The sequence below is a fragment of the Bacillus sp. Bos-x628 genome (assembly GCF_040500475.1).
Classification (GTDB): Bacteria; Bacillota; Bacilli; order Bacillales; family Bacillaceae; genus Bacillus; species Bacillus maqinnsis.
Genome location: NZ_CP159358.1, coordinates 902,426 through 914,315, shown reverse-complemented (window position 1 = coordinate 914,315; position 11,890 = coordinate 902,426). Strand labels below are relative to the sequence as shown.

The 11,890-nt window shown below is 38.5% G+C and carries 12 protein-coding genes; all 12 read left to right on the top strand.

The features are described from left to right. The first annotated feature begins 27 nt into the window (after positions 1-27). The 12 genes from murB to ABVJ71_RS04720 all read left to right on the top strand — a co-directional run bounded on the left by murB (position 28) and on the right by ABVJ71_RS04720 (position 11,881). Positions 28-960 carry a UDP-N-acetylmuramate dehydrogenase gene (gene murB, locus ABVJ71_RS04775; protein ID WP_353855852.1) on the top strand — a complete coding sequence of 311 codons (933 nt, stop codon included), beginning with the start codon at positions 28-30 and terminating at the stop codon, positions 958-960. Between the two features lie 117 nt (positions 961-1,077). Then, entirely contained in the window at positions 1,078-1,857 is a 780-nt protein-coding gene (locus tag ABVJ71_RS04770; RefSeq protein WP_353855851.1) for a cell division protein FtsQ/DivIB, read from the top strand. After that, positions 1,854-2,543 (top strand): DUF881 domain-containing protein, encoded by a 690-nt coding sequence (locus ABVJ71_RS04765; protein WP_353855850.1) that lies wholly within the window; start codon positions 1,854-1,856, stop codon positions 2,541-2,543. The genes ABVJ71_RS04770 and ABVJ71_RS04765 overlap by 4 nt, the downstream gene beginning before the upstream one ends. Positions 2,544-2,563: 20 nt before the next feature. Then, positions 2,564-3,289, top strand: a complete 726-nt coding sequence (locus ABVJ71_RS04760) for a DUF881 domain-containing protein (protein WP_353855849.1) — start codon at positions 2,564-2,566, stop codon at positions 3,287-3,289. Then, the gene (locus tag ABVJ71_RS04755) at positions 3,289-3,648 is read left to right on the top strand and encodes a small basic family protein (RefSeq protein ID WP_353855848.1); all 360 of its coding nucleotides are present in this window, start codon (positions 3,289-3,291) and stop codon (positions 3,646-3,648) included. The genes ABVJ71_RS04760 and ABVJ71_RS04755 overlap by 1 nt, the downstream gene beginning before the upstream one ends. Before the next feature lie 166 nt (positions 3,649-3,814). Beyond that, positions 3,815-5,137, top strand: coding sequence for a cell division protein FtsA (gene ftsA / locus ABVJ71_RS04750; RefSeq protein WP_353855847.1), 1,323 nt, complete (start codon positions 3,815-3,817; stop codon positions 5,135-5,137). A gap of 33 nt (positions 5,138-5,170) precedes the next feature. After that, positions 5,171-6,316, top strand: a complete 1,146-nt coding sequence (ftsZ, locus tag ABVJ71_RS04745; RefSeq protein WP_353855846.1) for a cell division protein FtsZ — start codon at positions 5,171-5,173, stop codon at positions 6,314-6,316. Between the two features lie 367 nt (positions 6,317-6,683). Next, the gene (gene spoIIGA, locus ABVJ71_RS04740; RefSeq protein WP_353855845.1) at positions 6,684-7,613 is read left to right on the top strand and encodes a sigma-E processing peptidase SpoIIGA; all 930 of its coding nucleotides are present in this window, start codon (positions 6,684-6,686) and stop codon (positions 7,611-7,613) included. A 59-nt stretch (positions 7,614-7,672) separates the two neighbouring features. Beyond that, complete coding sequence (gene sigE / locus ABVJ71_RS04735) at positions 7,673-8,392, top strand: RNA polymerase sporulation sigma factor SigE (RefSeq protein WP_353855844.1); 720 nt, start codon at positions 7,673-7,675, stop codon at positions 8,390-8,392. Positions 8,393-8,531: 139 nt separating this feature from the next. After that, the gene (sigG, locus tag ABVJ71_RS04730; protein ID WP_353855843.1) at positions 8,532-9,311 is read left to right on the top strand and encodes an RNA polymerase sporulation sigma factor SigG; all 780 of its coding nucleotides are present in this window, start codon (positions 8,532-8,534) and stop codon (positions 9,309-9,311) included. Positions 9,312-9,463: 152 nt separating this feature from the next. Beyond that, entirely contained in the window at positions 9,464-10,402 is a 939-nt protein-coding gene (locus ABVJ71_RS04725; RefSeq protein ID WP_353855842.1) for a sugar-binding transcriptional regulator, read from the top strand. A 234-nt stretch (positions 10,403-10,636) separates the two neighbouring features. Beyond that, the gene (locus ABVJ71_RS04720) at positions 10,637-11,881 is read left to right on the top strand and encodes an SAF domain-containing protein (protein WP_353855841.1); all 1,245 of its coding nucleotides are present in this window, start codon (positions 10,637-10,639) and stop codon (positions 11,879-11,881) included. Positions 11,882-11,890 lie beyond the last annotated feature (9 nt).

The following is an 11,890-nucleotide window of genomic DNA, read 5'->3' as shown; positions in this document are numbered from 1 at the left end:
ATGATATTAGGTAAGGCGGAGGGTAAAATGGAGAACTTGAAGAATGAATTATTAGATGCGCAAGTTGGTAAAGTACTTGAAAACGAACCACTTGCAAATCATACTACGATGAAAATCGGCGGACCAGCAGATTTATTGATCATCCCAAAAGATATCGATGCAGTAAAAAATATAATGGATATTGTAAAAAAGCGCCGTGTGAATTGGACAGTCATTGGGAGAGGGTCTAATTTACTTGTGCTCGACAAAGGGATTCGAGGCGTTGTCTTGAAGTTAGGTGCCGGACTTGATCATTTAGACGTAAATGGAGAAGAAATTAGAGTTGGCGGCGGATATTCTGTTGTACGGTTAGCAACGTCTCTTAGTAAGCAAGGTCTTTCAGGGCTGGAATTTGCAGCCGGTATTCCAGGGTCTATCGGTGGTGCCGTTTATATGAATGCAGGGGCACACGGATCAGATATTAGCCAAATTCTTGTGAAAGCGAGAGTTTTATTTGAAGATGGAAGCATCGAGTGGTTAACAAAAGAGCAAATGAAATTTAGCTACCGGACATCTGTACTTCAAAAAGAACGACCGGGCATTGTACTTGAAGCTGTGTTTCAGCTAAAGCAGGATGATCGCGAGAAAATCACAAAAAAAATGCAGCAAAATAAAGACTATCGCAAAGAAACACAACCTTATAACCGACCATGTGCCGGCAGTATTTTTCGTAATCCGTTACCTGAATATGCAGGACAGCTCGTAGAAAAGGCGAATTTAAAAGGATATCAGATTGGCGGAGCAAGAATTTCTGATATGCATGGGAATTTTATTGTTAACACTGGTGGGGCAACTGCCCAAGATGTGATTAACTTAATTCAGTTCATTCAAAAGAAGATTAAAGAAGACTACAATGTAGATATGCATACAGAGGTAGAGATTATCGGTGAAGCAAACGAAAACACCAGCTTTTATGAATGATGATACCGCGGGGAAAACAAACGGCATCTTTACATGCCGTTTGTTTTCTAATCAAAATTTGATGAGTAATGACCCAAAGGTGTGGACAAGCAGCTTTGAATGAGGTGAAGAGGATATATGCGGCCTGATCATGAAAATGAAAAGATCGTCAATATAGAAGAGCGAATTCCTAAAATTAAAGAACAAAGAAAACAGAAAGCCAATCGGAGACTGATCTCTTTTATTCTGCTGTTTTTCATCATGGTTTTAATTATTATTTATTTACAAACACCCATCAGTAAAGTTTCTTCTTTAACCATCACAGGTAACGAGCATGTGTCAACAAAACAGCTTGTTAAGCTCTCACAAATTAAAGAAGGCGAAACAGAGTTTTGGAATCTCAACAAAGATTTAACAGCAGACCATATTAAACAAAACAAACTGATTAAAGATGTCACCATTAAAAAACATTTCCCAAATAAGGTAAGTATTGCAGTAAAAGAATATGCAAATATTGCGTATCTTCAAAAAGGAAATCTATACTATGAACTTCTTGAAAATGGAACAGTCTTACCAGATGAGGTAACGCCAAGTGATGCAGGTCCCATTTTTGTTGATTGGGACAACAAAGAGAAACTAAAACAGACAGTAAAATCTCTTAATCAACTGCCAGCTTCTATTCAGGAACTCATTTCTGAAGTATATTATGTGCCGACAAGTTCAAATCAGTGGCTCGTTAAATTTTATATGAATGACGGTTATACAGTCATTGCATCGATTAAAACATTTGCAGAGAAAATGAAAACATATCCATCAATTGTTAAAGAACTTTCTCGTTCTGATCAAGGCATTATTCATATGGAAGTAGCCACGTATTTTGAAGCTTTCAAATCTAAGAAAAAGGAAGATGAACGTTGAGAGGCAAAACTGTCATTTTCTCTATTGTGATGCTTGTTCTTGGGTTTCTGATTTCTTTTTCGTATCAATATACAAAGCAACATCAAGCGGATGTCAATCGAACAGAACAATGGAAGAAAGAATATTCATTAAAAAGTCAGCTGGCAAAGCAAGAAAAAGCAAATCAGAAGCTCGAAAAAGAACTGTACAGCCTCCAATCAAAAGTCCAAGCGACAGAATCGAATTTAAAGAATAAAAAAGAGAAGTATTTCAATGTTTTGGAAGATGTTGAGAAATACCGAATGTTTACAGGTGAAATTGGTGTGAAAGGAAAAGGCGTAAAAGTATCTCTTGAAGATGCGTCTTATATCCCAAGTGGACAAAATGTCAATAATTACATTGTTCATGAGAGTCACATTTTTAATGTTATAAACGAATTATTTATATCAGGTGCATCTGCTGTTGCCGTTAATGGACAAAGAATCACTCACCAATCTTACATACATTGTAACGGACCAGTCGTCATAGTTGACGGAGTCCAGCATCCGGCGCCATTTGTCATTTCTGCTATCGGGGATCCCACTGTATTAATACCTGCCTTAAATATTGCAGGTGGGGCGGTTGATCAGCTGACAAGTGATCACATTTCAGTGACCATTGAAAAAAAGGATATTCATATGAAGCCTCTTTTAAGAAGCAAAGATTAAAAGTGAAAAGGTGAGTGGTGTTGAGAAAAAAGAAGCCTTTACTGAGTTTGACAGTCTTAATGATGATATTTGGCGTGATGGTCTCAATCCAATTTAACTCATTACAAAAACCTAAAATTCGTGACACGCGAGATGTTTGGGAACTAAGAGAGGATTTATCTGCGTCTAAAAGTAAAGAATTGGAATTACTAAAAGAAATCGACAAATATGATGAGATGCTGAAAAAGTATAGAAATCAAGAAGATCAATCAAAAGAAGCTCAATTGAAGCAGACATTAAAGGATTTGAAAGAAAAGGCCGGTTTTACAGAGGTGACAGGAGAAGGCATTGAACTTGAAATCACGCAACTGTTTTCCAAGGATCTTACAGGAGAAGAAGTGAAAAATATCCCGCCCGACCTTTTAAAAAAATTAATGAACGAAGCCAATATGTATGGAGCAAAGTATATTTCCATCAATGACCACCGAGTAATTAACACAAGTGTTATTAGAGATATTAATGGTTCGACCAAAATGGATGGCTACAGCTTAGATGGTGACATAGTCAATATTAAAATGATTAGTCAACAGGCTGATAAGCTGTATAGCAGATTAAATGTATCAGATATTGGTGATTTGTTCGCTCAGGAAAATTTCAGCTTGAGTATCAGCCATCCGAAGAAAAAAATCCACTTAAAAGCAAACGATGGTGCAATTCAATTAAACGAGTTAAAGCCTCTTGATGATGTAAAGGAGGGAAAATTTTAATGTGGCTTCCTGTCCTTGGTTTAATCATAGGAGTTGCGATTGGTTTTTTAACGAATTTTACGATACCAAATGAGTATTCTAATTATCTTTCTCTCGCTGTACTTGCTGCGCTTGATACATTAATTGGTGGAATTCGAGCACATCTGCAAGGGGCATACGATGAACTTGTGTTTGTATCAGGCTTCTTCTTTAATATTATACTCGCAATAAGTTTAGCTTTTCTGGGCGTCCATCTTGGTGTAGACTTGTATTTAGTCGGAATGTTTGCGTTCGGCGTAAGATTGTTTCAAAATATAGCAGTAATTCGAAGAATTTTACTAACAAAATGGACAATTTCTAGAGAAAAAGAAAAAAAGTGAGTCATAAAAAAGGATATACATATGATGTAACGAATATTTTCAGTAATCCTAATAAAAAATGTTGATTTTTTACGCTTTGTTACACACTTGTAAAAACACATTCATTGTATTGTTGTTCAGCAAATAATAGAATAGAAAGTATTGATATGTGAGGAGGTGCCATAGAATGAACAACAATGAAATTTACGTCAGCCTTGACATCGGTACATCCAATATAAAAGTCATCGTCGGAGAAATGGCGGATGATTCGCTTAACATTATAGGTGTTGGAAATGTCCCTTCAGAAGGGTTAAAAAAAGGATCGATTGTTGATATAGATGAGACAGTTCATTCTATTAGACAAGCATTTGAACAGGCTGAGAGAATGGTAGGTTTTCCTTTACAAAAGGCAATTGTCGGAATTAACGGAAACCACATTCATATTCAGAATACAAGCGGCGTTGTCGCAGTATCTAGTGAAAACAAAGAAATACATGTTGAGGATGTGAGACGCGTCTTAGATGCTGCACAAGTAGTATCTATTCCTCAAGAACATCTCGTTGTAGACGTGATTCCAAGACAATTTATCGTCGATGGAAGAGATGAAATCACAGACCCGAAAAAAATGCTCGGTGTTCGGCTTGAGGTGGATGGATCGTTAATTACAGGCTCTAAAACGATTCTACATAACTGGCTCCGGTGTGTAGAGCGAGCTGGAATCGAAATTATGGATATTTGCTTACAGCCACTCGCATCGGGGTCAGCAGCATTATCAAAAGATGAAAAAAATCTAGGAGTAGCTCTTGTCGATATTGGCGGAGGATCTACAACCATATCCGTATTTAAAAACGGGCATCTCTATTCTACTCACACTATCCCTTTGGGCGGAGAGAACATTACAAAGGATTTGTCTATAGGACTTAGAACTTCCACAGAAGAAGCTGAACGGATTAAAAAAGAATTTGGACATGCGTTCTATGATGAAGCATCGCCTGATGAAACATTTGAAGTTTCCGTCATCGGGACAGATCAAAAACAGACGTATACACAACTTGAAGCGGCAAATATTATCGAGGCGCGCTTGGAAGAAATCCTGTTGTTTGTTGCAGAGGAGTTAAGAAATATGGGGGTTCATGATCTGCCTGGCGGATTTGTTCTAACAGGTGGACAGGCAGCCATTCCAGGTATCCTTTCTCTTGCACAAACAGTCTTGCAAAATAATGTAAGGATTGCAAGTCCTAATTATATCGGGGTAAGAGAGCCTCAATATATGACAGGGGTGGGTCTTATCCATTTTGCTTACCGCAATGCAAAGATTCAGGGCAGGCAGGTTGGTTTTCAAATGCCGGATGAGGCGTTTCATGAAGTCGGTGCGTCCATGGAGCCGGTTTCTTCTTCAGCACAAGTGAAAGAAGTGCAGCCAAGACCGAAAGTGAAACAAAAAGCACAACAAGAGACAAATAAAAAACAGGGCAGAATGAAAAAACTATTTAATATGTTCTGGGAATAGAATTAGATTTTCGACGGATTAGGAGGATTCAGCATGTTGGAGTTTGAAACAAATATAGACGGCCTAGCATCAATTAAAGTAATCGGAGTAGGTGGAGGCGGGAATAACGCTGTCAACCGAATGATTGAAAATGACGTGCAGGGTGTCGATTTTATTGCAGTGAATACAGATGCTCAGGCGTTAAACCTTTCAAAAGCAGAAACAAAAATGCAAATTGGCGCTAAGCTGACAAGAGGGCTTGGAGCAGGAGCGAATCCAGAGGTCGGTAAAAAGGCTGCTGAAGAAAGCAAGGAACAAATTGAAGAAGTATTAAAAGGTGCGGACATGGTCTTTGTTACTGCTGGTATGGGTGGAGGGACTGGAACCGGTGCTGCACCTGTTATTGCAAAGATCGCAAAAGACTCTGGCGCATTGACAGTTGGAGTTGTGACACGCCCTTTTACTTTTGAAGGAAGAAAACGTCAGCTTCAAGCAGTTGAAGGGATTGCTTCTATGAAAGAAGCGGTGGATACATTAATTGTGATTCCAAACGACCGCTTGCTTGAAATTGTTGATAAAAATACGCCAATGCTTGAAGCGTTCCGTGCTGCGGATAATGTTTTAAGACAAGGTGTACAAGGAATTTCAGATTTAATTGCAACACCAGGTTTGATTAACCTTGACTTTGCTGACGTGAAAACAATCATGTCAAATAAAGGCTCAGCTCTTATGGGAATTGGTGTGGCAACAGGTGAAAACCGTGCTGCTGAAGCTGCGAAAAAGGCTATTTCTTCACCACTTCTTGAAACGGCTATTGATGGAGCACAAGGTGTGATCATGAATATTACTGGTGGTACAAACCTTAGTCTTTATGAAGTGCAAGAAGCGGCAGATATTGTTGCTTCTGCATCTGATGAAGATGTGAATATGATTTTCGGGTCTGTCATTAATGATAATTTGAAAGATGAAATTGTTGTCACTGTGATCGCAACTGGATTTATTGAGCAAGAGCAAGAAGTGACAAAACCGCAAAGAAATCCATTAGGACAGGGATTAAAGCAAAATCAATCCATCCCACAAAAGCGCGAAGTGAAGCGAGAAGATCATCAGCAAACTTCATCTCAGCCAAGACACAATACACAATCACACGATGATACGCTGGACATCCCTACGTTCTTACGAAATCGTAACAAACGTTAATCAATTATGTAAGATCCCCTTCCATTTGGAAGGGGATCATTTTTTTGTTTAAAAGAAAAGAAGCCTGCTGCTCTAATAGAAAAGTCGTAGCACTACAAGAAACGTGAAATCTATCATAATGTATTTAGGTTTATTCGGGTTAAGTCATAAGAAACATTTAACTGTAAAAAATAAAACAACTTGTCCTAGAAATGGCCATGAGTTCACCTAATTCTCTTTCCTCGACAAAAACAATAACAATCCAGCAAAAGTTCTCTATCATCCCCAACAAGAATTGACAGACTTCCTTCTGATGACTGTTTTATACTAGTACAAACAAGTGCAAGTACTGCTTTTGATTCTTTGTTTTAGATGAAAGGAGCAAAAAGTGGTCATTTATTTAGATGTGATTTGGTTGTTAAACTTTTGTTTTGATCTATTGCTTCTCTTACTGACTGCATTTATTCTCAAACGCCAAGTGAAAAAAAGGCGATATATGTTAGGTGCTCTTATTGGGTCGAGCATTGTTCTTTTGCTCTTTACACCATTTGCAATGTTTGTATCACACCCTTTAGGTAAACTGCTATTTTCTGTCTTGATCGTGATTGCAACATTTGGCTTTGGGCGTTTTCGTTCCTTTTTTCAAAATCTGTTTGCTTTTTATTTTGTCACATTTTTGATGGGAGGAGGCATGATTGGGGTTCATTCGTTTTTACAAACAAATACAGTCATTCAAGATGGATTGCTTATTTCACAAAACAATGGGTTTGGTGATCCCATTAGCTGGCTTTTTGTCTTAACTGGATTTCCAGCTATTTGGTTGTTTTCTAAGAAAAGGTTAGGTGAGATTGGCGCGAAAAAAAGACAGTTTGATGAACAAGTGCTTGTTGAATTACACATCAATGGAGAGACCATTCGGTTAAATGGACTCGTTGATTCAGGGAATCAGCTTTATGATCCGATGACGAAAACACCTGTCATGATCGTCCAGCTAGAGAAGCTGACGTCCGTTTGCGGAGAATCATTTCTAGAACTGATGAAACGGTGTCATCCTGTCGAGGTGATGCAGCAGCTTGATGAAAGTTTTCCTCTTCTTGATCGTTTAAGACTGGTTCCTTATCGTGCTGTCGGTCATGATCATGGCTTTCTAATGTGCCTGAAGCCAGATGAGGTGTTGGTTTATACGAAAACACATATGATACAGCCATCAAAATGCTTTGTGGGCATGAGTATAAGCGGCTTATCAGCAGATCATGAATTTCAATCGATTGTCCATCCAGACATGTTAGACGGAAAAATCATACAAAGTGTGTCGTAGTTTTTGGGTGATGTCTTTTATCTTACGAGGTCAACTTGATATTTAGAAGGGAGAAGAAGATGAAAAAATTAAAATTTAAACTCACTTACTACTGGTATAAACTCCTCATGAAGCTAGGTCTAAAGAGTGATGAAATTTATTATATTGGAGGAAGTGAGGCTCTCCCACCTCCGTTATCAAAAGATGAAGAACAGGAGCTGCTTATTAAATTACCGAAGGGTGATCAAACTGCAAGGGCGATTCTCATCGAAAGAAACTTACGTTTAGTGGTCTACATTGCTAGAAAATTTGAAAACACTGGCATTAATATTGAGGATTTAATTAGTATAGGTACGATTGGCCTTATCAAGGCTGTAAATACATTTAATCCAGAAAAAAAGATTAAGCTTGCTACATATGCCTCAAGGTGTATTGAAAATGAGATTTTGATGTATTTACGTCGAAATAATAAAACCCGATCAGAAGTATCCTTTGATGAGCCACTGAACATTGATTGGGATGGTAATGAACTATTACTATCAGATGTGCTTGGGACAGACAATGATATTATCACCCGAGATATTGAAGCAAATGTCGATAAAAAATTGCTGAAAAAAGCACTTGAGCAATTAAATGACCGCGAGAAACAGATTATGGAGCTAAGGTTTGGTTTAGTCGGCGGTGAAGAAAAAACCCAAAAAGATGTGGCTGATATGCTGGGCATCTCACAGTCCTATATTTCGAGGCTTGAAAAGAGAATTATTAAACGATTACAAAAAGAATTTAACAAAATGGTGTAAATTTTTTTGTAAGCCTCCTCCTTACGCTGCCAAGGGGATGAACATATTTTTACATTTTTCTCTTCATAGCTCGTGCATATTTTTCCATCCCAAGGAGATACTTAATTTTGTACAACAGCTCCTGTAGGGAGGGAAAATAGTGTCCAGAAATAAAGTAGAAATCTGCGGAGTCGACACCTCAAAACTGCCTGTTCTGAAAAACGATGAGATGAGAAAATTGTTCAAACAGCTACAGGAAGAGGGGGACGATACAGCAAGAGAAAAGCTAGTCAATGGCAATTTGCGATTGGTTTTAAGTGTGATTCAGCGTTTTAACAACAGAGGCGAGTATGTTGATGATCTCTTCCAAGTGGGTTGTATTGGATTAATGAAATCAATTGATAATTTTGATTTAAGCCACAATGTTAGATTTTCAACTTATGCGGTCCCTATGATCATAGGAGAAATCCGTAGATACTTGCGTGACAACAACCCCATTCGAGTGTCTCGTTCACTGAGAGATATTGCCTACAAGGCGCTCCAAGTGCGTGAGAGGCTGATTAGTGAGACAAGCAAGGAGCCAACGGCAGAAGACATTGCCAAAGTGCTGGAAGTGCCTCACGAGGAAATTGTCTTCGCCCTAGATGCAATTCAGGATCCTGTTTCTTTGTTTGAACCGATCTATAACGACGGAGGAGATCCGATTTATGTCATGGATCAAATTAGTGATGATCGAAACAAAGATACTCAATGGGTCGAAGAGCTTGCCTTAAAAGAGGGGATGCGCAGGTTGAATGATAGAGAAAAAATGATTCTCCGCAAACGTTTTTTCCAAGGGAAAACGCAAATGGAAGTAGCAGAAGAAATCGGAATTTCCCAAGCACAAGTATCAAGGCTCGAAAAAGCAGCCATTAAACAAATGAATAAAAACATTTTTTAAAAAGCCGCTGGTTATGTAGCGGCTTTTTTCATTCTTCATGAGAACATGCTTGTAGTATTGACTCTGTTATTTTTTTCATTTAATCTATTTTTAACAAATGTTATTTGACATATCATTTGTTAGGGAACACTTAAGCGGAAAGAAGGGTTATTATGACATTCCATGATGAAAGAAGGCTGCTCATTAAGGTTGCGCATATGTATTATGAAGAAGGCGCTACCCAATCTAAAATTGCAGAAGCGGTAGGGGTTAGCCGCTCGCTCATATCAAAATATTTGGCAAAAGCACGTGAAGCAGGAATCGTGGAAATCATTATTCATGATGAATTCAATCAACAATATGGTTCGTTAGAAAGAAAGATAGAGAGGAAATATGGATTGCGAGAAGTCGTATGTGTTGAATCCCTCAGTCAAGAAACAACGAAAAGCCGAATCGGTGCGGCAGCTGCAGCCTTTTTATTAAAAGTCATGAAAGATGGGCAAGTGATCGGCTTTTCATCAGGAACGACTTTGCATGAAATGGCAAAATCGCTTACGTCGGTGCAGCACTTTCCATCCGTAACATTTGTTCCACTTGTCGGAGGAGTCGGAAATGAAGATGTTGATATCCATGCCAATTATATTATTGCCAGATGTACAGAAGCACTCAAGTCGAAATGTGAATTTTTACACGTCCCTGTCATGCTTGATACGAAAGAAGCGAAGGATGTTCTCATTAGACAGCCGTCTATCAAAAAAATCATTGAACTAGGAGAAAAATCAAATATCGCCGTTGTAGGAATCGGCGGAGTTCCGCAGCATTCTACCATGGTGAAATCTTATATGACAAAAGGTGAGGAGGACATACTCCAAGCAAAGGATGTGGCAGGTGACATTTGCTATAATTTTATCAATAAAAAAGGAGAAGTATATCCTCATCCATGGAACGACCGCGTCATGGGAATAAGTCCGCAAAAACTGAAAGAAATCCCGCTTGTCATTGGTGTAGCTGGCGGAGAAGAAAAAATTGAAGCCATACGAGCGGTATTAGAGGGCGAATTAATTCATGTATTAATTACAGATGAACGAACTGGAGATGCCTTATTAAAGTAACTGCCTAATTGTTTAGGTAGTTTTTTTTGAGTCTTTAGACTCAAAAAGATTGAAAATTTTATTGATTTTAGCTTGACACAAAGTTGACACATCATATAAACTGAATCCATAACAAATGATAAAAATGATAACAAATGTTACTAAAATTAGATTTTTGTTAATTTTTATAACATTTGTTAAAATTTTTAGATTATTTCTCTAGCAATCTATGTGAAGCATGAAAGGATGATTTTTATGTCAATTTATCAACAGTTGTTAGCACGAGAACGTAGCGGAGATCCGATCAAAGTGGGGATTATTGGTGCAGGACAAATGGGTTTTGGACTGATCTCACAAATTTCTCATATTCCTGGCATGATTGTAGCGGGTGTTTGTGATATTCACCTTGATGCAGCAGAGAAAGCAGCGAATTTTTACAAACAACATGCGAAACCACATCAAATGGTCGTCACAAATGATTACAGAGAGGTCATTCAATCAGATTTCGTAGAAGTCATTGTTGATGCAACTGGTGTTCCGGAAGTTGGCGCAAACATTTCTTTGGAAGCGCTTAATTCAAAAAAACATCTCGTTCTTTTAAATGTTGAAGTCGACATTACGATCGGTTTAGTGATGCATAAGTTATTCACAAATGCAGGACTTGTTTACTCTGGGTCAGCTGGAGATGAACCAGCAGCTACTTTAGAATTATATGAATTTGCAAAAACAATGGGACTTGAGGTGCTAGTTGCTGGGAAAGGTAAGAATAATCCATTTTTCCCAGAAGCGAACCCAGATACATGTAAAGTAGAAGCAGATAGTAAAAATATGAGTGCACACATGCTCGCTGCTTTTCAGGATGGAACAAAAACAATGGCAGAAATGAACCTATTAAGTAATGCGACAGGGCTTTTGCCTGATAAAGTGGGCATGCACGGAGTCGAAGCGAATTTAGAGAATGTAGCAGATAAATTGAACCAAAAACAACAAGGCGGTGTGCTGGATCACTTTGGTGTCGTTGAATATGTAAAGGGTCTTGCACCAGGTGTATTTGTTATCGTCAAAAGTGAGCTTGAGCCAGTGGATGAAGAGCTTCGCTACTTAAAAGTTGGGAAAGGCCCTCATTACACGCTTTATCGACCTTTCCACTTAGCGAGTCTTGAAACGCCGGTGACAATTGCAAAAGCGGTCTTACAACACGATTCATCGATTCACCCAATTGGTGTACCAGTCTCAGAAACTGTTGCTGTTGCGAAAAGAGATATTAAAGCAGGAGAAACACTTGACGGAATTGGCGGATACTCAGTCAGAGGTGTTCTTAAAACGCATCAAGATATGAAAACGAACGGTCACATTCCAATTGGTTTAATCAGCGGTAAAGTGGTTGCGAAAAAAGATATCAAGTCAGGACAATTCCTATCTCATGATGATGTGGAGCTGGATTCAAACACAACAGTCTGGAAGTTGCGTTCATTGCAAGATCATCTATTTCAATCATAAGGACGTGAT

Excerpts from the sequence above, each read along its gene's own strand:
- ABVJ71_RS04720 (WP_353855841.1), top strand. The coding sequence starts at position 10,637 with ATGTCAATTTATCAACAGTTGTTAGCACGAGAACGTAGCGGAGATCCG.
- ftsA (WP_353855847.1), top strand. The coding sequence starts at position 3,815 with ATGAACAACAATGAAATTTACGTCAGCCTTGACATCGGTACATCCAAT.
- ABVJ71_RS04770 (WP_353855851.1), top strand. The coding sequence starts at position 1,078 with ATGCGGCCTGATCATGAAAATGAAAAGATCGTCAATATAGAAGAGCGA.
- ABVJ71_RS04755 (WP_353855848.1), top strand. The coding sequence starts at position 3,289 with ATGTGGCTTCCTGTCCTTGGTTTAATCATAGGAGTTGCGATTGGTTTT.
- ABVJ71_RS04725 (WP_353855842.1), top strand. The coding sequence starts at position 9,464 with ATGACATTCCATGATGAAAGAAGGCTGCTCATTAAGGTTGCGCATATG.
- sigE (WP_353855844.1), top strand. The coding sequence starts at position 7,673 with ATGAAAAAATTAAAATTTAAACTCACTTACTACTGGTATAAACTCCTC.
- murB (WP_353855852.1), top strand. The coding sequence starts at position 28 with ATGGAGAACTTGAAGAATGAATTATTAGATGCGCAAGTTGGTAAAGTA.
- ftsZ (WP_353855846.1), top strand. The coding sequence starts at position 5,171 with ATGTTGGAGTTTGAAACAAATATAGACGGCCTAGCATCAATTAAAGTA.